This window comes from Paracoccus sp. SY (assembly GCF_002901215.1).
GTDB classification, from domain to species: Bacteria; Pseudomonadota; Alphaproteobacteria; order Rhodobacterales; family Rhodobacteraceae; genus Paracoccus; species Paracoccus acridae.
In genome coordinates, this window is sequence record NZ_NWMQ01000045.1 from 1 (window position 1) to 22,981 (window position 22,981).

A 22,981-nucleotide genomic window follows, 5' to 3' on the forward strand; every position below is an offset into this window, starting at 1 on the left:
GTCTATTTCTACGACAGCGGCGCAGGTGAAAATCGCTTCACCGTCAATGCCTATCTTGACCACGATCTGCGCGTTCGGGCCAAGTGCGAGGCTGACCCTACCCTGGTTGGCCGTGACGTCATCTATGGAGACGCGCCCACCCTGGAGACGCTTTATCTCATGCTCGATGCATTCGCCGCCCGGCGGGAGGCGACCGCATGACATGGCGGATCATCGAGACAAGGGCGCGTTCCCGCGCCCATGACACCGAGGCCCTGGCTTGGCGCTTCGCGCGCCGCCACGGCCATGAGGTTTGGGAAGTAACGGACAACGGCCGGACCGCCTTCGAGCGTTTCCTGGGCCAAGGCTGACGGGTGACGACATGACCTATCACAACACCGAGTTTCCGAAGATCGGAGAGACGCAGGAACATGCCGCACCGGCGCTGCGCCGCAGCCTGTCCGAGATCGTGGCCGAGTACGACGAGAAGAAGGTCGCAAGTTTGCCTGCCTCAGAAGATTTTAGGCGTCTGCACCACATGAAACCGGAAACGCGGAGCCTGTGTCCAACCGGAAGGTCTTGCCGTTTGCTATCAGCTCGATCTGCGACCCGCTGCGCAGAACGCCGACGAGGCCCTTCCAGTCTTCGCCATCGCGACTGACAGCGGAGCCGGAGACCATCTTGCCTTGATGCGTCTCTGTTGCTGACCTGATCAGATAATCCCCATCCAGCAGCTCGCCGTTGAGCGTGACGCTCAGGTGGTTCGTCGGAGGAACGAACGCGCCATCGGGATCACAGACGGCCGTGGCGTAGATCCCGTCATCGGAGGCGGTGTAGATATGAAGACCCCGGAAATCGGTTTGTTCCTCCCAAGCAGATGCAGGGACAGCAACCGCACAGAAGGCAGCGGCAAAAGCCATGTGCTTCATTTCGAGAGTTCCTTGATGGTGTCATCCAGACTGGAAAACCAGGCGCGTTCGATCTGGCCGAGCAGGAGATGAGACCGCGGCGCACTTGCGCCATCGCGAACCTGGCCCTCGATGGCCTGAAGGGTCGTTTTCAGGACGGTGACGGTCATTCGATGGTTCCAGGCAACCGGACCGCTCGGCTCAGCAACGCGGGGAACATAGTGAGGCTCAAACCGGAACGGAGGGAGGCGACCGTAGGCCTTGCGCAGTACCGTGTCCGGTTTGATGCCCTGCCCGGCCAGCATGTTCATTGCCGGCACATGCCTGTGCAGGACGCGCAAGCGAAGGGTGAGGTGCAGTGTTCCGGCAGACCTGGTGCGAGGCGGCACCACAAGTTCGGCAAGCCCGTCGGCGAGTGCTCCATCCTGTGGCCCTGACCCTCCTGCTTCATCAGCAGCAGGCTGTACATCCAGGCTCTGTGTGTCCGTAAGGCCGACCGCGGCGTCACTGTCTGCATGATCACCCTCGGACTTTGGCTGATCTAGTAGCGTGACTGATTGCTCATCAGCAGCCTTGGTCACGGGCTTGCGCTTGGCGAAACTGGCCACGGCGCCCTGATCGAGCGACTTGAGGATCGACTCTTTCCGAGCGCCTTTCGGCTTTTCCTCGAAGCCGGTGGCATCCTCCCGGGTTGTCTTGATCCGATCACGCGGCATCGGACGTTTCCATTTTTCTCTTGTCGAAGATGTTATTCACGAGCGTGATGGCGTGAGCCAGAGCAACCTCGAAGTGATGGGCCTTAAGCTTCTCGTTAGGATCGCCACTTTCGCGATACCTTTTGAGAATGACGCCCAGCAGACCCAACTCATCCATTTCCCGGTACTGGGACTTCTCCGCGACCATTGTGGCCAGGGGATTGAACTGGTCGATGATCTCGTAATGGCGCTCGAACTCGCGGCTTGCCAGATCCTTTGGCTTGGGCGTGCCGCGGACATGGGTCAGAAGATTGGGCTTCACCCTGGACAGCACGACGTGGAGCGGCGGGATCCTGTCCGCGTTTTCTGCCCGGGATTTCAGATCCTCATACCAATCTATTGTCTCCTGAGTCCGTTCACGGTCACCCTTGGCATTCATGCAGGGAACGATCAGAATGTCTGAAACACTTGCGAGATCAACAGCCCAGGAACTGGCTTCGCCTTTGGTGTCGATCAGGATGAAATTGACGTCACTTTCGTACCGGTCAACCAAATCGAACAGGTCATCGCCATTGATTGCCGGCCTGACAATGATGTTGTCGTCGACATAGCCTGTTTGCGTCGCTGTTGACCACCAGTTGACAATGTCCTTGTTGGGGTCGAGGTCGATGATCAGGCACCTGTTTTCGGTAAAGGCGAAGGCCGACGCGAGCAGCTTCGTGATGGTCGATTTTCCGGCACCACCTTTGCTGCTCATGATCCCAAGCACGATTGCCATATAGTTTTCTCCGCCCTCTGCATCGGCCTTTTTTTGGGGCCTTTTCAAACAAGATTGTGGCCGGTGAAATGACCCGCTCCCATGATGCTTATGCTGTCATGAACAAGAGGCATGTCAATACGGCATAAGACCCGACATGGACGAGCGTCACGGTAAAGCTTCATGGAATTACGTTATCAGTTTCCGTCATAAGCGCGCGTCACTCCCTTCGGCATGAGCACACGTCACAGATATAGTCATACAGGCTGGCATGACCCTGTGGTTTCCCTTACTTGCACCGGTGGGATCGACGGCCCGCTGTGCCGAAGCCTTTCCATGGAGGCGCCTTGAGGAGACTGCCTACCCTCCCCTACTGCACGTCCAGAACCCCGAGAGCCACACCAACCGCTCCGAAGCACTGCAATCAGGTTCGTACGGTAGCGGATTGCCGCCACCTCCCGCCTGAAACGGAAACCCACCGCTGACCCAGCCTGACGTCATTGACATTCCCTCAGTCTTGCTCAACGGTGGGTTGTAAATTGGCAAGAAATACATATCTAATTTTTTACACCTGATTGATGCCCGGACGGACTTCCAAGCTCAGCCCCTCTGACGTGAAAAAGATTGCCGCCTCGGTGCGCGCGGGTGTGCCTGTCACGGTGTTGGCCAAGGCCTATGGTGTCACACGGCCGACGATCTACCGCGCCCTGAATGCCTTGCACGAGAAGGAAGCGGTCACCGATGCCCGCACGGCCCCGGTGTCGTTCACCGTTGATCGCAACAGCCTTGCAGCCTTTGACGCTTTTACGGGACGGCTTGGTCTTTCCAGCCGCGCCGATGCGCTGCGTCGGGTGTGTCGCGTGCCCGCCGGCTTTCTGGAGCCAGATCCCGACCTGGCCGCTGCCCTGCGCGCGGTGGCGGGGGAGTTGTCCGCCATCGGGCGGAATGTGAACCAGCTTGTCGCAACCAAGAACTACGAGGTCCGGCGCGGTCAGCAGTTAAAGCTGAGCAAGCCGCAGGAGCAGCTTCTGGCTGGTCTTCTCGAACAGCTTGAAGGCGTGTCGGTGACCATCCGGGACATGGAGGGCAAGCGGGCCTCAAAGACAGTCAGCCGTTTTGTTGCCGGAATGACGGGAGATGGCGATGAGCCGCGTTAATGCGGTGACTGCCGTTACCGGCAGGCTCTTCGAGGAGGATTGGGGGAAAGTCGGTCGGGGCCGGAATATCGGTCATGCCCGCCATATGGCCCGCGCGGCCCAGGGCGCCTCCCCCGCCGTCTTCAAGATGATCCGGACGGGTGGATGCTCTTCACCCGGCCAGCTTTCGGCCCAGTTCAATTATCTCTTCTCCAAGAGCGTGGATATTCACGACTCCCGGGGATTGCTTGACGGTGCAAAGACATTGAGCCCGGAGCAGATCGAGGCTGCCGTATCGCGGTGGTCTGATCATTGGAAAGGCCAGATGAATGCGGCGCGGACCAGCCATTTGCTGATGTCCTTTCCGCGCGGGGCAAAGCCCAGCCATGTCAGCCTGATTGCGGGGGAGATCTGCCGCGAAAAGCTGGGCGGTCGCTTTGACTACATGATTGCGGTTCATACCGACAGCCCGAACAAAAACCCCCATGCCCATATCATCGTCAACCGGCGCGGGGAGGATGGCGATTACTTCATCCTGCGGCGGGGCACGGAATACAGCTACGAGGCTTTTAAGGAGGCCATGGTCGATCATGCCGATCGCTACGGCATTCGGCTGGAGGCCACCTCGCGTTTGCAGCGGGGACATCTCCCTTATCCGCCGACCGACGAAGAGTGGCGGCGGGCTCGGGAAAAGGCGGTGCAATCGGGAACCGCTTTTGAGGCACCGGAAGGCAGGCCCCGGATTGGCGAGGCACTTATTCGTGCCACGCAGGAAGTTCGCGATTGGTCCCTGCGCTATCGCGAGCTGGCGAGCTTTGCCTCGCAGCAGAACTTGCAGGATCTGGCAACAGCATTGGAGAAGGCGTCCTCCGTCCTGGCCGGGGGTGGCGCCATGATATCGAAAGGGGAACCTTATATGTCCTTGGTCGAAGATTTTGACACAGCCGCCGCGAATTTGAGAAAGGCCGTCGATGACGCCGAGCAGCGCATTGCGGATGCGGCCCCGAACCAGCGTCCCGCCATGGAGCGCAAGCTGGCCGAGGCACTGACCTCGGTGGAGCATCTGCAGCCTCTGGGCGCCCGGTCGCGGGAGTTGCGCGAGAGCGCCAGCGAAGAAGGCATCTATTCGGCGCAGAACCTCGGCATGGTGAACACCCGCTTTGCCCTGGAGGGACGGGACAAGCTGACGGTCGCCTTGGACGGGACCGGCATCGATCCGGTCGAGGTCGAGGCCCGGATGCGGGTCGGCACCAGTTCCGCGGCTCTGGAAGCCCGGTGGGTTCAGCAGGATCTGCAAAGCGTGGCTGATCTGCGCGGTCTGGATCTGCGCGACAAGGCACAGTTGCAGCAGGCGATCGCCGTGGTGGATGCCGCTTATGATCGCGTGGCAGACGCGTACGGCGTGGACGATGCCATTCATCAGCGTGCCGCGAGCCAGCATGGTGAACCGGTGGAGACCGCTGCCATGGCGAAAGCACAACGTGAAATCGGCACCGAGGACGTCGACATCAGTGCTGAGGCTGACCGCTTGCAGGATCACCTCGATCCGTCCGCGCAGATGGAGCGGTCGCGCCAGGCGGATGCACTTGAGCATGCGCCAACCACCTCGATCGGGTCGTGTGACGGCCTCGGCGCTGACTACGCAGAGCTGGCCCGATACGCCCGTCCGGTTGGGGCCGAAGAGGAGCGGCGGTTGCGCGAGGCCATCGAGCGGACCCTCACCCGCGATGAGCTGGTCCGGCTGAAGAGCGGGGACGTGGATGTCTTGCGCGGGGTCGGCGATCGCGACGATCAGCTGGCGATGGCTCGGGATTACCTGCGTGCGGCAGGCGACCCGGCAGCCCGGCATGGCCTTGAGCGTGTCAGCGAGCAGTTGAGCGAGGAGCGCGAGCGGCAACGCCAGGAACGCGGCCATGAGGGAGGCGGCCATGAATAAGCTGCACATCCTGGGTGGGGCACTGCTGTTTGCTGTCCTGGGCACCGGCTTTGCCTATATCATCGGAACAGGCTTTCTGTCGTTCTGGCGTGGGTACAACGGCCAGTATCTCGATTGGTTGGCGATTGCCCGAGAGTACCCTTCCTTGCGATCCACCGATCCAAGAGCGTTTCAGATCCTGAACCTGATCTGGGGCGGCTTTGTTCTTCTCTCACTGGTGCTGGCGGCCAATGTCCTCACCGAGAAGCTGACGGCCTTTGGCACGGCGCATTGGCAAAGCAGGCGTGAACTGAAGAAGAACGGCTTTTTCGGGAAGCCGGGACGCGGCTTCGTGGTCGGCAAGACAGGATCACCGAAAGGCCGAGGGCGGTTTCTGTGTTCAGCAGCCTTTCCCCATTGCCTGCTTGTCGCGCCCACCGGGGCCGGCAAAGGGATCAGCTTCGTTGTCCCGAACCTTCTCCTGTTCCAAGGCAGCGCCGTGGTTCTCGACGTGAAGGGCGAGAACTTCGAAAAGACCAGCCGCCACCGGCAGTCCATGGGTGACAAGATCTGGCGGTTTGCGCCGCTTGATTGGGACAACCCCGGCCACCGCTATAATCCTCTGGACCGGATCAATGCGCTGCCGAACCCCGATCAGCGCCAGATGGAAATCCGTCTTCTGGCCGAGCTCTTCTTGCAGACTGAGGATGATGGGGCCAAGGGCCTGCTTGAAGGCGGTATTGATCTCTTCGTGGCCTGCGGCATCTACGCGATCGAACGCGGCACGCCGACGCTGGGAGAGATTTACCGGCTGGCATCATCCGGAGGGGACAAGCAGAAGCAGTACCTGAAATATGCCGATGAGGTGAAAAGTCCGGCTGCGCGCCTGATCTTTGAGCGCTTGGCCTCGACCAATGACCGGACCCTGACTTCGTATCTTTCGCTCCTGATGACCTCGGGCCTGTCGCTCTGGTCTAACCCGGCCATCGACCGGGCGACGGAAACCAGCGACTTCAGCTTCCGGGATTTCCGGCGCTTTCCGCAGTCCGCCTATTTTATCGCACCGCCTCATAACAAGATCACAGCCATCGCCCCTCTCGTCCGGCTGTTTTTCTCGGACCTTCTGTCGAGCCTGCACGACCATCTTCCTGGTGAAGATGAGCCTTGGCGTGTCATCATCATGCTGGACGAGTTCGACATGCTGGGCCGCATGCCGAGCGTGACGGACAGCATCAAGACGCTACGGGCCTATGGCGGTCACCTGGCTGTCGTGACCCAGACCATCCCGGCCCTCGACAAGATCTACGGCGAAGACACCCGGCTCTCGTTGCAAGGGGGCGCAGGCGTCAAGATCTATCTCGCCCCCTCCGAGCAGCGCACAAAGGCCGAGTTGTCGGCGGCGGTTGGCAAGACCACCGTCCGGGTCACCTCAAAGTCCAGGACCATCGGAAAGGGACCCTTTAACGGGATCAACGTGTCCGAACGCCATGAAGAGCGTGATCTGCTGACCGAGGATGAGGCCGGGCGGCTGAAGAAAGATGACGTGATCATCCTGGCCAATGGCCAGCATCCCATCAAGGCACGGCGGATCGAGTACTTCGACGACAGGGAGCTGAAGCCGATCTTCAAGGCGCAGAAAGGGCCGCTGCCCGGGCCCGATCCCAAGGACATGGAACTGCGCACAATGCGCGGCGAGCTGATGCTGGCCACCAACAAGATCACGGAACTGGCGCAGAAGGTGGAGGCCGTAGCCACCAAGCGGAGCCGGGTGAAAGCCGCCCTGCCCCGTGTTGTCCTTGATCAGATCGCTACGAAGTCATCCGATGCTCAGCCGCCAGTGAAATCACCTGATCCTGACGCAGCTTCGCCGAAAGCCGAGAGCGCGGCGCCGCTCGTCCTGCGGCGACGAGACCTCAACCCCCTTGTGGGGTCAGGCCTGGCAATCTCCACAACCGATGCCGCGGTCAGGGTCATGGTCGAGGCTGCCGAGAAGGTGGGGAGGATTTCACCCGATGAAGACAGATATGTCTTGGAGGCAGGCTGAAACCTATGCAGGAGGCCACAGAACCTTGTGGCCAGCTGTCTTGTATTATTTTGTCTTTCGACGATGGGCTGGCAGTTTCCAATTGCCCGCGCCAAGTCCGCTAGGACGAAAGCCACCCGCTACTCTTTCTGGCGCAACCACCTTTAAAGCTCCGTCATTTCTGTGTTCAGCCACGCGGCAAAGGCAGCTTCGGTCACATCGCCCGAGGCAAGATCTTCCATCATGCGGACGCCGTGGACCGGATCGGGGCGAAATCCCAAGCCGTTGAGGCGCAGGAATGTCACGGCGGTGACAAAGGCGGTCCGCTTGTTCCCGTCGACAAAGGCGTGCGCCTTGGCGATGCCGTAGGCATAGGCTGCGGCAAGCTCGGGCAGCGTAGGCGTGCCATAGGCCGCCTGGTTCAGCGGGCGGGCGCAGCCCGCCTCGAGCAGGCTGCGGTCGCGCATGCCCGGAGCACCACCGTGGCGTGCGATCTGGCGATCATGAATGGCGATGACGGCGGCAAGCGGGACCCAGACCGGGCCTGTCACGCCAAGGCTGCCAGCAGGTCGCGGTTCTCGTCCATGACGATCTCGGCAGCCTCAAGCGCGGCCATGACTTCGGGATCGTGCGCAGTGATACGCAGCGAACCATCATCTCCGCGCAACACGAACAGGCTGTCGCCCTCCTTTACGTCCAGCAACGCAAGCATCTCGGTCGTCAGCGTCATCACGGCGGAGTTGCCTACCTTGCGGACCTTGCTGTGCATCATGCCACTGCCTCCCTTGATACATTCGTATATACGTTCTCTTTGAGGCGTTGACAAGGTTTGAGCCCACTCTCCCCCCAAGGCGCACGAAGTTCCTGAGGTTCAAAACAAGCTGCTTCCAATGCGGATGCGGCGTTACTTAAAGCAGCGTCCTCTCCAGGGACAACGACAACTCCAGAAGAGACTCGACAACGATGTCTGCCGCGACGCCAGGAACCTCCCTTGGCGGCACGCCAGTCCGAACCAGGATCGTCTTCAGCCCGGCGGCCTGCCCTGCCAAGATGTCAGTTTCGATCTGATCGCCCAGCATGAAGGTGGCCGCAGGATCGCTGCCCAAGATATCCAGCGCCATGTGGATCAGGTCGGGCTGCGGCTTGCCGGTGACAATGGGAGCCACGCCCGACGCCGTCTCGATGGCAGCCAGGATTGATCCGGCCCCCGGCTCGTATCCGGCGCCATGCGGCAACATTCGATCAGCGTTGGTCCCGAAGAAGGACGCCCCTGCCAGAAGGCCCGATTGCGCCTTCTGCAGTTTCTCGAACGTGAAGGCACGGTCGAGGCCCACGACGACTGCCTGGACATCCCTGTCCGCAATCTGAAACCCTTGGGCTTTGATTGCCCCGACCAGCGAGGGTGCGCCGATCACCATCACGCGTGAGGCTGCGGGGATTTCAGCTCGAACGCGCTTGGCCACGACCAATGAACTTGTGACGATCCGGTCCGGCGTCACTGGAATATCCATCCTGTTCAGCTTGTCGGCAAACTCCTCGGCTGTTTTCGTCGAGTTGTTGGTCACGAAGGCATAGGGCACCCCATGCTCGTGCCAGTGCTGGAAGGCCCGAACTGCCGTGGGGATGGGAGCATCGCCTCGATAGGTCACCCCGTCGAGGTCGCTGATGATTGCCGCGTTGCCGGGAAGCATTATCTGGAATGTCATGAGCCGATCTTGATCATGCTGCGTCTTCCTGCAGCGTCCAGTAGCATTGATGGACAGCAGATTGCTGCCCCTCTCGAATGATGTTCACCTAGCTGACCTGGACCCGACCATTCCGGGTCAGGTCAAGCTTGACCAACTCGCCGTTTCCGACGCTCTTCGCGGGGAAACCGGTTGTCCCATCGAGCACCTGTCTCAGGCCTGAGAGCCAGGCGCCGTGGCCGAAGGCCAGCACCGGACCGCTCGCCGAAAGAACACGCTGCTGGACGCGCAGGATCCGCCCCCTGAAGTCGGCAAATGGCTCGCCTAGGGTCAACCGGTGTGGTTCGCTGTGCCACATGCCAGGATGGGCAGCCTCGAGATCGGCCCATGTCCGGCCTTCCCAGGTTCCAAACGCGAGTTCCGCGAGATCAGGATCGGGTTCTGCTTCAGGAAAGCCGTGCAGCGCCGCCGTCTGCCGCGCCCGGCCAAGCGGCGAGGTCAGCACAAGCGCAAAATCCTGACCCGCCAAGGCCCGGCGGTTGGCCTCCAGCACCGCGAGGTCATCGGCGCCCAGAGGATCGTCAAGGGCAACATCCCGCTGGCCTTGCAAGCGGCTTTCGGTGTTCCAGGGCGTGCGGAAGTGGCGGATGAACCAGAACTGGGCCATGGTTCAATCCTCCAGCAAGGCTGCACTCTGGCTGTCGATGGAAAGGACCACTGCTGCTCCCTCGCTGTAGGGTGGCTGACCCGTAGCGTGGAGCGTATCCACGATGATCTGGCCATCGGGTGTCTCGATCAGATAGCGGATCTGGCTGCCCAGAAACTCGCGGTGCCTCACCGTTCCAGGAACACCTTCGCCGGAACCGGACAGCCGAATGTTCTGGGGGCGCAGAACGATGCGGGTCGCCCTTTCCGACGATGCGCTGACCGAGAGCCGCTGGCCGGCCTTTGTCATGAAATGCGCTCCATCCATCCTGCCACTGAGCACATTCGCGGTGCCCAGGAAGCCCGCAACGAATGAGTTCGCAGGATGGTCGTAGAGTTGCTGCGGGGTGCCGATCTGCTGGATCACGCCCTTGTCCAGAACGGCCATCCGGTCCGAGGTGGTGTTGGCCTCTTCCTGGTCATGGGTCACAAAGATCGTCGTCAGGCCCAGCTTTCGCTGCAGCGCAAGCAATTCGCGCCGCATCTGCACGCGAAGTGCAGCGTCGAGGTTCGACAGCGGCTCGTCCAGGAGCAGCACCTGCGGTTCGATGGCGATCGTCCGCGCCAGGGCGACGCGCTGCTGCTGCCCGCCCGAAAGCTGCCCGGGCATCCTGTCGGCCAGGTGCAGCAGGCCCACGGTTTCCAGAGCGGCCTCGACCTTGGGGGCGATCTTGCTGGCGGGCATCCGCCGTTCCTCAAGCCCGAAGGCCACATTCCGTCTGACGGACATGTGCGGCCACAAGGCATAGGATTGGAAGACCATGCCGACATTGCGCTTCCAGGGCGGCAGGTTGGCGACATCGCGGTCGCCGATGAGGATCCGGCCGCGCGGGGTGGGCCCGAAGCCGGCGATCGCACGCAGCAGCGTCGATTTCCCTGAGCCGGATGGCCCGAGAAAGGCGAAGAACTCGCCCGGCTCGATCACCATGTCGATGCCTTCCAGCACCTTGGTTTCACCAAACGACAGGTGCAGGTTCTCGATCCGGATCCCGGCCTTGGTCTGTGTCATCTGTTCTTCTCCGAAACTCAGTGCTGATCGCCGGGGGTTGTCTGGCGGGCGCGCTCACGCTCGATGATGCGCTGCGACAGGTAGGTGCCAAGCGCCACGATCACGACCGCGAGGATACCAAGCGCCGCACCGGGCCCGCGTCCTGCCGGGGATTGCATGTAAAGGTAGATGCCATAGGCCAGCGGCGCGTCCGAAGACCGGCCAACCAGCATGATCGTTGCGGACAGCTCGACCGCTGCAGTCGCGAAGCTGGTGACGAAGCCCGCCAGGATGCCGCCTGTCATCAGGGGAACCACGATCCGGCGGATGGTGCTGGAACGCGATGCCCCAAGGCTTTCAGCAGCTTCCTCGAGAGAGATCGAGACCTGCTGAAGCGCGGCCATGCAGGCACGCAGTGCGTAAGGAAGCCGCCGCACCGCCAAGGCAATGATGATGATTCCCCAGAAGCTGGACATCTGGCCAAGACCGAAGGGCAGCTGGATGCCATGGAACATCCGCAGGTAGCCGATCCCCAGCACCACCCCTGGAACGGCGAGTGCAGCCGTGGCCATGTAGTCCAGCCACTTCCGGCCGGGCAGGCCCGTGCGGATGACGATATAGGCGATCGCACTGCCAAGCACGACGTCTATCAGGGCTGCCGAGCCTGCATAGACAAGCGTGTTCCAGACATATTGCGAGGACTGGGTGAAGATCGTCCCGAAGTGTTGGATGGTGAAGCCGTCCGGCAGGGGCGAGAAGGACCAGATCGTGCCAAAGGCCAGAAGAAGCAGGCCCAGATGCGGCGACAGGACCAGGGCAAGGATCAGCAGGATCACGCCCCAGGCCAGCCATTTCTCGCGCGGTTTCAGGTCGCGCCGCGACAGTCCGCCGCCGCCCTTCTGCACGGTGGCATAGTCCTTGCCGCGCATGAACAGGAAGGATGCCCAAAGCGAGAAGACCGAAAAGGCCACCAGGATGAACGAGATCACATAGCCCATCGGATCGTTGATGCCGACTCCGGTGATCCGCAGGTAGGCCTGAGGCGCCAGCATGTTGTTGACGTTGAGCAGCAGGGGCGTGCCCAGATCATCGAAGACCTTGATGAAGACCAGTGCCGCCCCGGCCAGATAGCCGGGCATCGCTAGCGGGAAGACGATCCGCCGGAACATCCGCATGCCATGCGAGCCAAGGTTCTGCGCCGCCTCTTCCATCGACCGGTCGATGTTGCGCAGGGAAGCGGACAGGTTGATCAGGATGAACGGGAAGTAGTGGATCGACTGGACCAGGATGACGCCATTCAACCCCTCCATGAAGGGAATACGGATGCCGAAATATTGGTTCAGAAGCAGGTTGATCGAACCGTTTCGCCCGAACAGCAGGGACATCGCGACCGCGCCGACAAAAGGCGGCATGATCAGCGGGATGATCCCGAGCGCCTGGATCGCCGCCGTGCCTGCGAAGTTGAAGCGGGTTGTGATGTAGGCCAGCGGGAGGGCGATCATCGTCGCAACCACCACCGACATCGCCGAGACGTAGAACGAGTTCACGAAGCTTTCGCGAAACAACGTCGTGTTGAAGAAGTCTTGGAAGTTCTGAAGCGTGAAGGCTCCAGTGCGCGCATCCAGGAAGGCCACATAGAGGACCTGCGCGACCGGCAGGACCAGGAAAGCCATCAGGAAGATCGCGATCGCGATGCCCGCGACAGCGGCACCCGACAAGGCGGGAAACAGCGTGAAGCGGCGTGCGGCAGTGTCGGTTGAAGCGGACATGGTATCCTCGGGGCATCACTGATACCCGCGCCGCCCAAGGCGGCGCGGGACTGGTCTGAAAGGGTTCGATCAGTTCAGCGCGATTGCCTGCTCGGCCAGCTGCTTTGCCTTGCCATAGTTCTCGACGGCAAAGCGGTCCCATTCCTGCTCGATTTCGGCCTGACGGCCGACTACCTCGGTTTCCGGATCGGCACGCGAAACGGTGAAGGCCCCGGCGTAGCTGGGATCAAGCGCCTGTTCTTCCGTGATCGGCATGGCTTCGATCAGGGCGCGCGCCTCGGCGATCAGTGCGGCGGCTTCCTGATTGCCGCTGTCGGCATGGGCGGCCTCGGCCTGCTGCACGGTCGAGACGGCAGCGCGCAGATCATCAAGCCGGTAGGTCACCAGGACGTCGAAAAGGGAATTGACCAGTTCGTAACGTGCGCCGGACTTGTCCACGTCAAACTCGATGGCACCAGGCGCGAACTCTTCCGAGAACGGGTTGGGGAAGCCCTCGGGAGCGTCGGCATAGGCATCGGGGTTCACCGGAAGACGCATGATCGCCGGTTCCAGCAGAACCTTCTGTCCTTCCGGAGACAGGATGAACTCCACGAACTTCTTTGCCCCTTCGGGATTGGGGGCGTTTTCGATGATGCCGACATTGGCCGGAACGATCGAGGTCACGCTTGGATAGACCAACTCGACCGGGAAGCCCGAGGCCTTGGAGGACAGACCGAAGAAGTCGATCACGATCCCGAAGCCGGTCGAGCCCGAGTTCACCGCGTCCGGCACACCGAAGCTCCGCTCGGTCACGGTGTTCATGTTGCCCGAGATCCACTTCCAGGTGGCCCAGCCCTTGTCCCAGCCTTCGCCCTGCAGGACAGTCTCGACCGTCAGGTGGGTGGTGCCGGAACGCGAGGGCGAGGACATGGCGACGTGGCCGTTGTATTCCGCGCGCTTGAGGTCTTCCCATTCCTTGGCAACGGGCAGTTCATTCGCCTCGACATAGCGGGTGTTATACATGATCCCGTAACCCGAGGCGGCAAAGCCGTAGTAGGTTCCGTCTGCGTCATGGACCGGATAGCCGCCGATCTGATCGGGGATCCCCTCGAACTGCACATCGACCTTCGCGAGCAGTCCGTCCTCCTTCAGCACCTCGAAAGCGTCGGGCGCCGAAGCCCACATCAGGTCGGTGGTATTGGAGCCACGGGTTTCCTGCAGATAGGAAACGGCGGCATTGGTGTTGCGGTTGACCACTTCCAGGGTGGTATCCGGATGAGCGGCCTCGAAGGCTGCCTTGAACGGATCCGTCAGGTCCTTGGAAAACGAGGTCACCACGGTGACGGTATCCGCGAATGCGGCAGCCGAAGTCATCATCAGCGCGATGGCGCTGAGCTTGAAAATCTTGTGCATGTTTCTCCTCCCAGAGACGCCCGCGAGCCGATTCAGCCGGATCTCAACGGACGCGACCAGAACTCTGCAACAATCAGAATTTCCAATCAACCATTTGTTTTAATTATATTTTATGTGTCAACTCTGACCCGTCCCGTGTGTCAGTTCTGACCCATTCCGTGTGTTACAGCATGTGGTGGTGGCGAAGGCGCAGGTAAAGCCGCTTGCGGGGGATGCCCAGAAGCTCGGCGGCCTCCGACTTCCGCCCGCCGGTCTGGACCAAGGCGGACCGCAGCAGGCGGGCCTCAAAGGAACCCATTGCGGTGTCATAATCCAGGTCGCTTCCCTTGCTTGCGCCAGCCGGGGACGCGAAAGTCATCTCCAGCCCGATCACTAGCCCCTCGGCAAAGTTCCTGGCTTCACGGACGTTACCCGGCCAGTCATGTCCGGCGATGCGGCGGCGCACAGTGGCATCAAGATGAGGCTTGGGCAGATCGTGGCGTCGGGAGGCTTCGGCCACGAAATGAGAAACCAGCAAGAGCGCATCGTCCTCGCGATCACGAAGGGGTGGCAGAAGCACGGTAGCATTGAAGCGATGAAAAAGATCAGGACGAAGTCTGTTCTCCTCGATCAACAACTCTGGCGGGCTTTTTACACTGGCCAGGACACGCAGATCGACAGGGTGCGGTGCTGCGCCAAGAGGCGTGATCTCGCGCGTTTCCACTACTCTTAGCAGGCGCACCTGGAGGCTGTCCGGCATGGCTTCAAATTCGTCCAGATACAAGGTTCCGCCATCTGCACGCGCCACCAGCCCCGGAGATTCGCTGGTTCCAAAAAGCTCCCGGTTGATCTCGGCCTCGGTCAGTGCGCCGCAGTTCACGGCAACAAACGGCCCTTGGGGGCGAGGCGACAGGTCGTGCAGGATGCGTGCAGCCAACTCCTTGCCGGTCCCGGTTTCGCCTGCGATCAGGAGATCGAGTTGAAGCCCTGCGAGGACGCGCAGGCGCTGCCGCAACTCCTGCATGACGGCGGACCGTCCGATCATGCGCTCATCAATCCGGGTTTGCCGCAGGCGGCTGTTCTCCAGATGCATGTCCCGCATGGCCTGCGCGCGGCGAAGCACGTTCAGCATCAGTTCGGGGGAGCAGGGTTTTTCAAGAAAGTCGTGGGCGCCGCCCCGCATGGCCTGGATCGCGACCGGAATATCGCCATGAGCAGTGATCAGGATGAACGGCACCTCTGGCGCACGCACCTGGGCCTGCTCCAGAAACTCGAGACCCGAAAGCCCCGGCATCCGCAGATCCGAGAGGATGACCCCGGGAAAATCTGGTGCAAGCGCCTCGAGCGCAGGCCGGGCTGAATCGAAGGCATGAACGCGGAAACCGTCAAGTTCGAGCGTCTCGATGGTTGCATGCCGAAGGTCGGCATCGTCCTCGACCAGCATCACTTCGGGCATGTCACTCTTCCGTCTTCCAGCGGTTCAGGCGCAGCCGGACCTCGGCGCCTCCCCCGTCATGTTGCTCGATCTCGAGATTTCCATCCATGTCCTGCATGACGTTGAACGCAATGGAAAGCCCGAGGCCAAGGCCCTTGCCCGCCTCTTTCGTTGTCACGAAAGGGTCGATGAGGCTCTGGCCGCTCTGCCCACCCAAGCCCACGCCATTATCCCGAATGACAAGCTCGACAGAGTCGGAGTTTAGGACATCGATGTGGATCAGTCCCTGCTCGGACGCGCTGTCTCGCGCCTCGATCGCATCCAGAGCGTTCCCCAGGACATTCAACAAGACCTGCTCCAGCAGGATTTCGTCGGCCGATACCATCACGCCGGTGAGGTCGGGACCTTCGACACGGACGTTCTCGTTCCGCACACGGTGATCCAGCAATTCCAGAGCGGCGCTCAACGGCTCCGCCAGGACAACACAGGAATTCTGATGGGCCGAGCGGCGAGCGATGCGGCGCAGGTGGCCTATGGTGCGCGTGATACGGTGCAGAAGACCTTCAATCTTTTGGACCGACCCCTCAGCCTCGGGATGGGCCGCGCGCAGATTATGAAGGCGGTGACCGATTGCCGCCAAGGGCTGGTTTATCTCATGGCTGATTGCGGCCGACATCTGCCCAAGCGCGGCCATCTTCCCCGCCTGCACGAGTTCGCGCTGTGTCGTCTCCAGTCGCTCCACCGCCTGCCGGCGTTCCTGGATGGAAGCGCGGAAGACATCGACCGCAGCGACCATCTCGTCGATCTCGTCCCGTGGCCTGTTTCCTGATACAGGTTCAGGCAATTCGGATGTGCCTCGCGCGATGCGGATGAGATCCCTGGACAGCGCCTCGATCCGCACGAGAATGCGCTTGTGGACAAACACAGCCAGGATGATTGCAGTGATCATTGCGCCCAGCAGTGTCACGACCCCCAGCCACAGCGAGCCTCGCAAGATCGCACTTGCCGCGGCATCGGCTCCGCGTTGCGCCCAGACGCGCTCGGCCCGACCCATGTCGGTCAAGAGCGCCTGCATCTGAGCCAACACATCCTGCGCTGTCTGAAGACGGGTTACGGCTGCCCGATGCAGTTCCAGCCGCTTCCGAACCTGCGTGAAAATGCCATTATCTCCCGTGGCAAGTTCCTTCAGCCGCTCAAGAGCCTCGATCAGCAGCGCCACATCCACCCGTGGCGCCAGGTTCAGCTGCCCCAGGCTCAACTGATCCAATGTGTCGCGTCCGAGCGCCTGCGTCTGTTCCAGCGAGTCCAGACTGGTCGCTGACTGCGCCTGCAGGAGAAGTGCCGTCAGGGTTGCGGCCTCCGAGCCGAGTTGCTGCACGCGGTCCCGCAGCAGCCAGTCCTGGGACAGTGCCTCCTCCGCCTCAGACTGCGATCCGACGCTCGCACCTGCCATCAGCACGGCCAACCGAGTATCGAGATTGAACGACAGATCGCTCAGGATTCCCTGCACCTGATCCTGGATATCAGCATGGACCCATCGCAGCTCTGTTCCCGCGCGAGCCTCGGTCTGTGCTCGCCGGTCAAGCTGAGCGCTGAGCCGGAGAAAATCCTTCAGGGCGCGCTGCAGGTCGTGCGTGGCGGCTTCCAGCTTTCCCTGGGTCGCCTCCCGTCCAGGTTCAGCCGACCAGACCGGAGAGGCCAGCACCCCTGCGACAGTCGAAGAGGCGTTTTCGATTGCCTGGTTCATCCGATCCGCGGCCACCAACGGATCAGCCACCATCTGCATGCCCAACGCAGCAAGTTCCCCGGTCGCTTCAGCGAGTTCTCCGGCCAGGGCAACTGCGGGAATACGATCCTGCGCCAGCGCCCGAAAATTCCGCTCCGCCTTCAGCATCACGAGCATGCCGACCGCGAGGACTCCCGTGGCGACGACGACCATTGCGATCAAGGCTATCACCAGCCGCGACCGGATCGAGCCGCGACGTATCACGGCTGCTCCAGGGCACGGATCAGCGCATCGGCCTCATTCAGCATGGAGTATGATCGGGCGGCCCACTCCAGGACTGTCGCCTGATCAGGGTTCGCTGCGCGCACCTGGTCTTCAGTCAACGGCATCCATGTGAGCAGTCGGCGGACCTTGTCAGCTTCGGTCGGCTGAGACCCTGCGAGCCGGTTGAGCCGGCGCCACAGGTCTCTCCGCAGGAGCAGATCCCGAGCGACAAAGGCCTCGAAAAGCTGATTGACCTGCCAGTAACGCTCGGCGGCGAGCTTCGGATCATAGGGCGCTTGAGTGAAGTCCAGGGCGGCCCAGGCCGGATCCAGAAGACGCGCCGCTTCGTCTCGAACTCCGGTGTGGGCGGGAATGCGATGCACATCGGGACGCAGCAGGAGGCGCTGCCCCTCCTCCGAAAGAACGAAGGTGATGAAAAGCTTGGCTGCTTCGGGCTGCATGCCACCCTGCAAGGCCGCAATCCGTGCCGGAATAAGGGTGATCGGGGTTCCGTAGCGGAATTCCAGAGTGTCTTGCGTCAAAGCCAGGAAGTCGATGGTCAGGCCAATGCCGAATTCCCCCTCCTCCACACCTTCGAGAACGCCAAAGCTGCGGGCGGAGATGGTGTTGAGCTGGCCAGCCAGTTCCAGGATCCACGCCCAGCCGTCCTGCCATCCTCGCCGCTGCAATATCGTCTCCAACAGCGAATGCATCGTGCCCGATCGCATCGGATGAGACATGGCGATCTCTCCCGCGAATCCAGGATTGAGGAGATCATCCCAATCCTGCGGCACCGGGCGGTCTCGAGACACGTGCCATGACCATCCAAGCGCTGACCAGGCAAAATCTGAATAGGGTCCTTTGCCCAAGTCGAGGAGGCGTTCTTCTTCATCAAGCACTACGAAGGCCTCGGGCGCCGACGCCCAGAACAGGTCGAAACGCCGCTCGTTGCCGGCAAGCATTTCGCTGACTGCGGCATGTGTGTTCTTGTTCAGAACCCGGATACGGATCTCAGGGTGTTGGCGACCGAACGCTTCCAGCATCGGCTCGACAACTTCCTCCTGGTAGGACGTGATGATCCGTAGCTCTTCGGACGAAGTTGGACCAGCAAGAAGGATAATCCCGCCAAGGATTGCGCACAGCCTGAATATCCTGTCCCTGATCAACCTTGCCTGCAGCATGGTCTTCCTCCCCTGCAGGCTTGTGGCACTCTCAGGGCTGACAGGGCAACCCTGGTCACCACATGGTCTGCTTCGCCCGCTCCGGCCATTCGGCGTTATAACGCGCGCCGTCAAACTCGCCGGCGGTAATCTCCTTGAGCATGTCACCGATGCTTGGAAGATCGGCAGAACTGTCGCCGTCAGTCCACAGGCCGGAGCGGATCAGGGCGCGGGCACACTGCGAGTAGACCTCCTTCAAATGGATGACGATGACGGTTCGAGGAAGCTTGCCTTGGCGCTCGAACAGTCTGGACAGCTCCGGATCGGCAGAGATCTTCGCTTGCCCATTGGCCCGGATTGCCACGTTGGACCCTGCCACCAGGAACAGCAGACTCACCCGACCGTCCCGGACGATGTTCCGTAGGGAGTCGATCCGCTCGTTCCCCTTCCAGTCAGGCAGCAGCAGAGTGTGAGCATCCTGGATGCGAACCACTGGCTCTTCGTCGCCCCGCGGACTGCAATCTGTGCCTTCAGGTCCGACAGTTGCCAGAATGCAGAAGCGGGCACGTTCAATATGGGCCCGGTAGCCGGAGGTAAGCCGTGTCGTCACCTTGATCTGCGAAGCCTCGGCTGGTGTTCCATAGTAGCGATGCAGGTCCTCCAGCGTCTCGACCCAAACTGGCACAGGCATCTCCTCTGACACTACCGCGTTTGATACATCCCCCGACATTTGGAGGGCGGAACCATTGACCGTCCCTGAACAATCCATGTCAATCATTCAGGCATGCCGAGTGCTCTTTGATGAGAGGCAATGTCGTCGCCGACAATTGCGGCATCGACCTGATGGTCCAGGCCACAATCACCTGCCCTGAGTGGTGTGGGATCAGTCTTGTGCCGGAGCTTCCGGCACGCCGTCCTTCCATGTCTCCCACTCGCTCACAATGTGATCGACCAATGGAGTCCCCACCAGGGCGATGTTCTCGACCGTTTCCGCAAAGCCACCAGCCGTCTCGCCCGGCGCAGGGTCCAGGTGCTGCAGGGTGGTTTCGCTCGGGTTGCCCTGGTCGAAGTTTACCGAACCCCGGATGGCTGCGATCCTGTCGGTGCCATGCAGCCGCTTGATCACCTGGGCGATGGCGTTGTCCTCCATCTCGGTGACCAGGTAGTCGTCGGCGCCGTAAAGCTCGGCCATGTATTGCGCCTCGGCCGACAACCCCGGGCCGTGGAAGAAGGTGTCGCCGGTCATGTGGGTGCCGACCTTCACCGAAGGGGTAGCCTGAGCGGCTTCATCCGGATAACGCATCCGGTAGGTCCGTGCCTCTTCCGAGTCCTTCAGTTCGACGCCCGATGAGAGGTGAACGCCCCAGGCCACAAGGTCCGGGTTCAGTTGATGCACGCGGTAGTCCTCGTAGCCCTTGCGTGGCATGAAGACAGGCGCGCCCGGCTCGCCCTCTTCAGGCGCCCAGCGGTGGCCGAGGTCATAGTCGATCAGCCAGCTTCCCCACACGACGTCACCAATGGTCCCCTTGGAGGGCGGTGTTCCAGCAACCCCCGTGATCAGGTAGTAGGCATTGGAGAAATCGTAGTCCGGGTTCAGCAGGATGGCCTGTATCGAGGCAGAGGCATTGACCTTGCCCATTCCCAGGACCGAGCCGCAGACGCCATCATCGTTACAATGCACAGGGGCAAAGGCACCTAGCACCTCGCTTGCCTCTGCGTCTTTCCAATAGCGTTCATACCAGTGCTGGTATTCGCCCGCGCGATCGCCGGTGTTCTCGCCGATCTCGAACATGGAGCCCACGAACACCTTGACCTGGATCGGTTCGGCTAGGGCTGCCCCAGTCGAGGTCAGAGCAACGGCGTAGGCTGCCAAGATGTTGATAAGGACATGCACGGGTTCTCTCCTGTTCTTGGCTGCCAAGGAGTAGGCTACAGCAGCCGCCGCAGATGTCACCAACCAAAAGGATAGAGCCAGGCAGGGCTGCTGTCAGGCATTGCTGATTGTCTTGCCGGAGAAGGTTCACTTTAAGATTGAGATGAAGATTAGAGGATCCCCAAGAAGTCCCCTAGTCCGGCAGCCTTCATACTTTTTAGTTTCTTCCATTTTATGAAAAGCAACCTATTGAAACATATATTATATTCCCGGTGAGAATGACTTATTGGGCGAGGTATTGTGACCTATCGGGCGAGGTATTGTGCCTTCTGGGGCGAGGTATTGTGACTTTTGGGGCGAGGGTGCTGCATCGTCATCAATGCTACTGTGACTTTTGGGGCGAGGTTGCTGCATCGTCACCAATGCTTATTGTGACTTTTGGGGCGAGGTTACGCAATATCAGGGAGTTGGGTGGAATTCTTCTTCCCAAATCGAGCGAGTTTCTCCTATTGTGACCTTCCAAGCACTACGGGTTACAATACATGCGGGATGCACCTCGCCCCAAAAGTCACAATAGCAATGGCGGCACCCTCAACGCCTTCCAGCGGCGTGGTGAAGTCATCAAGCCGGCGGAACTAATCGAGGTTCGTGGCGGTGAAAAAATTACACTAGCTGCGCGGCGGATCTACAATCAGCTGCTATCTAATGCGTTCGGACCCGAGATGGCGGCCGAAGGGCAAGAATACCGCATCCCCTTTTCTGAGCTTCGGGGAAACCATACCTCCAACGATCGTGTCACGGAGGCCATTCTGAGCCTGATGCAGACGGTTGTTCGCGTGCGCATGTCTGACGGATCGACCCGCAATGTCCATCTGCTCGGTCCGACAGACATCGAAAAATTTGGTCCAGGCATCGCCACAATGCTGACCTATGAGCTGCACCCTAAGCTTTTGCCGATCCTACGTGACAGTCAGATATTCGCGCGTCTGGAGATGCAGATCCTTCACGGCTTTGCGACGAAATACGGCATGGCTCTTTATGAAATCATCGCAAAGCGGATTGGCTTGAAGCACGTCTACTACAACGACTTCGAAACTGAGGAGCTGCGTGACTATCTTGGTGTGCCTGAAGGCAAGCTGGTCTCGTTTGCCGCCCTGCGCCGCAAGGCGATTGAACCTGCTGTCGGTGAGGTGAACCTGCTTGCTCCCTTCTCGTGCCGGATCGACGTGATCGAGAAGCAAGGTCGCAAGATCACCAAGCTCAGGGTGTCATGGTGGCTCAAGACAGTTGAAGAGCAAAAAGTGCAGTGGCAGGCACAAAAAGGACAACAGGGCGATCTGTTTCCCCCTGCCCTTCCTGAGACCCTGATCGAAGAATTAAGCAAATAGCTGATACACCAGAAATGCACATATGCAAATGTGCACAAATGCAAAGGGGCAGTGATGCAGATTATCACGATTGCGATGCAGAAAGGCGGAGTAGGTAAATCTACTCTTGTGCGATCACTGGCTGTTGCTGCGGCACGTGATGGGCTTTCAGTGCTGATCCTTGATATGGACGCTCAACAGAGCGTGAGCCAATGGGGTGAGCGCCGGGAAGCGGAGATGCCGGTAGTTGTGTTCTCAACTGAGAATGAATTGCCTAGGCGCTTGGAGCAAGCCAAGGGCGCAGCTGACCTGGTGATCATAGACACTCCCCCTGCTCGCTCAACGGAGGCACCAGCCGCCGTTGAGATTGCTGATTTGGTGCTTATCCCAACCACGCCAGACGTCGAGCCCTTAGAGCAGATGCCGCGGACCCTGCGCTTGTGCCGCGGCTTTGATCGCCCGGTCTGGGCCGTCATCAACATGGCCAACCCGACCGGCCAAGCAGAAGTGACGCAGACGCGGGAGGTGATCGAGGCGATGGGTGCTAAAGCTGCCCCTGTTGTCCTGCACCGGAGAAAGGCACATCGAGACGCCAGCGCTTCTGGTCAGTCGGTGCAAGAGCTGGATGCGAGTAGTAAGGCGGCTAATGAAGTCGCGAACCTATGGGCATGGGTTCGTGCTGAAATGCAAAGGGGCAAATAACCATAGTGGCATCCCTGCATAAGTGCATGTGTGCACATTTGCAGGTTAGAAAGATGGCAGGAGTGCAGAAATGAAGAAACCGAACCCGCTGTTAGCGGCGATGGGCAAGGCAACGGATCCGGAACTGGAAACGAACGAACCGGAACAGTCTGGAGTAGAGAAAGCCGGAAAAGCCACGGGCAAGAGGGCAGAGCAGAAGCACCTAGGCGCCTATTTCGATAAGAGAGATCCAATTCTTGAGCGAGTGGCGATCCTGCGTGCCCGCTTGGACATGACCAATTCGGAGTTGATTGAGCATGCGCTTAATGAGCTATGGAAGCGGCATGAAGCAAAAAGAGCATTCGGCGATTAGTGCATGTATGCATTCCTGCAGGTGTGCAATTGTGTGGTTTCGCAGTTGTGCAACCGTGCAGATGTGCCCTCACAACTGTGAAATTGTGCAGATGCGCTGTTGTGCGAAGGCCCAATTATGCAGCCGTGCATTTGTGCACAGAAAGTTGCTTAAGGGCACCTCGAAAAATTG

23 protein-coding genes are annotated in these 22,981 nt (G+C 60.4%); 8 read left to right on the top strand and 15 right to left on the bottom strand.

All coding sequences use genetic code 11. From position 1 onward, the window contains the following. On the top strand, positions 1 to 201 hold a 201-nt coding region (locus CK944_RS23345), incomplete at its 5' end, for a hypothetical protein (protein ID WP_158248067.1). Next, positions 198 to 350 carry a hypothetical protein gene (locus CK944_RS23350; protein ID WP_158248068.1) on the top strand — a complete coding sequence of 51 codons (153 nt, stop codon included), beginning with the start codon at positions 198 to 200 and terminating at the stop codon, positions 348 to 350. The genes CK944_RS23345 and CK944_RS23350, both read left to right, overlap by 4 nt. 150 nt (positions 351 to 500) lie before the next feature. On the opposite strand, the gene CK944_RS18745 is transcribed toward CK944_RS23350, so the two are convergent. The 3 genes from CK944_RS18745 to CK944_RS18755 are packed head-to-tail and all read right to left on the bottom strand — an operon-like array spanning position 501 to position 2,360. Then, entirely contained in the window at positions 501 to 908 is a 408-nt protein-coding gene (locus CK944_RS18745) for a hypothetical protein (RefSeq protein ID WP_103174599.1), read from the bottom strand. Further along, complete coding sequence (locus CK944_RS18750; protein ID WP_103174600.1) at positions 905 to 1,603, bottom strand: hypothetical protein; 699 nt, start codon at positions 1,601 to 1,603, stop codon at positions 905 to 907. Before CK944_RS18750 ends, CK944_RS18745 begins: the two co-directional genes overlap by 4 nt. Further along, entirely contained in the window at positions 1,593 to 2,360 is a 768-nt protein-coding gene (locus CK944_RS18755; protein ID WP_103174601.1) for a ParA family protein, read from the bottom strand. Before CK944_RS18755 ends, CK944_RS18750 begins: the two co-directional genes overlap by 11 nt. Positions 2,361 to 2,917: 557 nt before the next feature. Between CK944_RS18755 and CK944_RS18760 the strand changes: the two genes are divergently transcribed. Genes CK944_RS18760 through CK944_RS18770 form a run of 3 tightly spaced genes read left to right on the top strand, consistent with a single transcriptional unit; the run spans position 2,918 to position 7,434 of the window. After that, positions 2,918 to 3,496, top strand: coding sequence for a helix-turn-helix domain-containing protein (locus CK944_RS18760; protein ID WP_146038711.1), 579 nt, complete (start codon positions 2,918 to 2,920; stop codon positions 3,494 to 3,496). Then, positions 3,477 to 5,411, top strand: a complete 1,935-nt coding sequence (locus CK944_RS18765; protein WP_103174603.1) for a relaxase/mobilization nuclease domain-containing protein — start codon at positions 3,477 to 3,479, stop codon at positions 5,409 to 5,411. The genes CK944_RS18760 and CK944_RS18765 overlap by 20 nt, the downstream gene beginning before the upstream one ends. Then, positions 5,404 to 7,434: a type IV secretory system conjugative DNA transfer family protein gene (locus CK944_RS18770; protein WP_103174617.1), complete on the top strand. Its 2,031-nt coding sequence runs from the start codon at positions 5,404 to 5,406 to the stop codon at positions 7,432 to 7,434. Before CK944_RS18765 ends, CK944_RS18770 begins: the two co-directional genes overlap by 8 nt. A gap of 143 nt (positions 7,435 to 7,577) precedes the next feature. Here the strand turns inward: CK944_RS18770 and CK944_RS18775 are convergent, their stop codons facing one another. The 12 genes from CK944_RS18775 to CK944_RS18830 all read right to left on the bottom strand — a co-directional run bounded on the left by CK944_RS18775 (position 7,578) and on the right by CK944_RS18830 (position 20,437). After that, the gene (locus CK944_RS18775) at positions 7,578 to 7,964 is read right to left on the bottom strand and encodes a type II toxin-antitoxin system death-on-curing family toxin (RefSeq protein ID WP_103174604.1); all 387 of its coding nucleotides are present in this window, start codon (positions 7,962 to 7,964) and stop codon (positions 7,578 to 7,580) included. Next, complete coding sequence (locus tag CK944_RS18780) at positions 7,961 to 8,185, bottom strand: AbrB/MazE/SpoVT family DNA-binding domain-containing protein (RefSeq protein WP_089389169.1); 225 nt, start codon at positions 8,183 to 8,185, stop codon at positions 7,961 to 7,963. Before CK944_RS18780 ends, CK944_RS18775 begins: the two co-directional genes overlap by 4 nt. Before the next feature lie 136 nt (positions 8,186 to 8,321). Next, a complete protein-coding gene (locus CK944_RS18785; protein WP_103174605.1) occupies positions 8,322 to 9,119 on the bottom strand; it encodes an HAD-IIA family hydrolase in 798 nt (265 codons plus the stop codon). Positions 9,120 to 9,207: 88 nt separating this feature from the next. Further along, the gene (locus tag CK944_RS18790) at positions 9,208 to 9,765 is read right to left on the bottom strand and encodes a histidine phosphatase family protein (protein WP_103174606.1); all 558 of its coding nucleotides are present in this window, start codon (positions 9,763 to 9,765) and stop codon (positions 9,208 to 9,210) included. Positions 9,766 to 9,768: 3 nt separating this feature from the next. Then, a complete protein-coding gene (locus CK944_RS18795) occupies positions 9,769 to 10,812 on the bottom strand; it encodes an ABC transporter ATP-binding protein (protein ID WP_103174607.1) in 1,044 nt (347 codons plus the stop codon). 17 nt (positions 10,813 to 10,829) lie between these two features. Further along, positions 10,830 to 12,560 carry an iron ABC transporter permease gene (locus CK944_RS18800; protein WP_103174608.1) on the bottom strand — a complete coding sequence of 577 codons (1,731 nt, stop codon included), beginning with the start codon at positions 12,558 to 12,560 and terminating at the stop codon, positions 10,830 to 10,832. A gap of 69 nt (positions 12,561 to 12,629) precedes the next feature. After that, positions 12,630 to 13,952, bottom strand: a complete 1,323-nt coding sequence (locus CK944_RS18805) for an ABC transporter substrate-binding protein (RefSeq protein ID WP_103174609.1) — start codon at positions 13,950 to 13,952, stop codon at positions 12,630 to 12,632. A gap of 163 nt (positions 13,953 to 14,115) precedes the next feature. Further along, a complete protein-coding gene (locus tag CK944_RS18810; RefSeq protein WP_103174610.1) occupies positions 14,116 to 15,387 on the bottom strand; it encodes a sigma-54 dependent transcriptional regulator in 1,272 nt (423 codons plus the stop codon). Between the two features lies 1 nt (position 15,388). Then, complete coding sequence (locus CK944_RS18815; RefSeq protein WP_239986154.1) at positions 15,389 to 17,305, bottom strand: ATP-binding protein; 1,917 nt, start codon at positions 17,303 to 17,305, stop codon at positions 15,389 to 15,391. A 47-nt stretch (positions 17,306 to 17,352) separates the two neighbouring features. Beyond that, complete coding sequence (locus CK944_RS18820; protein WP_103174612.1) at positions 17,353 to 18,537, bottom strand: ABC transporter substrate-binding protein; 1,185 nt, start codon at positions 18,535 to 18,537, stop codon at positions 17,353 to 17,355. A gap of 55 nt (positions 18,538 to 18,592) precedes the next feature. Beyond that, positions 18,593 to 19,294, bottom strand: coding sequence for a pyridoxamine 5'-phosphate oxidase family protein (locus tag CK944_RS18825; protein ID WP_371411680.1), 702 nt, complete (start codon positions 19,292 to 19,294; stop codon positions 18,593 to 18,595). 105 nt (positions 19,295 to 19,399) lie between these two features. Then, on the bottom strand, positions 19,400 to 20,437 hold the full coding sequence (locus CK944_RS18830) for a purine nucleoside permease (RefSeq protein WP_103174613.1): 1,038 nt from the start codon (positions 20,435 to 20,437) through the stop codon (positions 19,400 to 19,402). Positions 20,438 to 20,931: 494 nt separating this feature from the next. Between CK944_RS18830 and CK944_RS18835 the strand changes: the two genes are divergently transcribed. The 3 genes from CK944_RS18835 (at position 20,932) to CK944_RS18845 (ending at position 22,810) form a co-directional block, all read left to right on the top strand. Continuing rightward, entirely contained in the window at positions 20,932 to 21,777 is an 846-nt protein-coding gene (locus CK944_RS18835) for a replication initiation protein (RefSeq protein WP_103174614.1), read from the top strand. A gap of 54 nt (positions 21,778 to 21,831) precedes the next feature. Then, a complete protein-coding gene (locus tag CK944_RS18840; RefSeq protein WP_103174615.1) occupies positions 21,832 to 22,458 on the top strand; it encodes a ParA family protein in 627 nt (208 codons plus the stop codon). A gap of 70 nt (positions 22,459 to 22,528) precedes the next feature. Further along, positions 22,529 to 22,810, top strand: coding sequence for a hypothetical protein (locus CK944_RS18845; RefSeq protein WP_103174616.1), 282 nt, complete (start codon positions 22,529 to 22,531; stop codon positions 22,808 to 22,810). Positions 22,811 to 22,981: the final 171 nt, after the last annotated feature.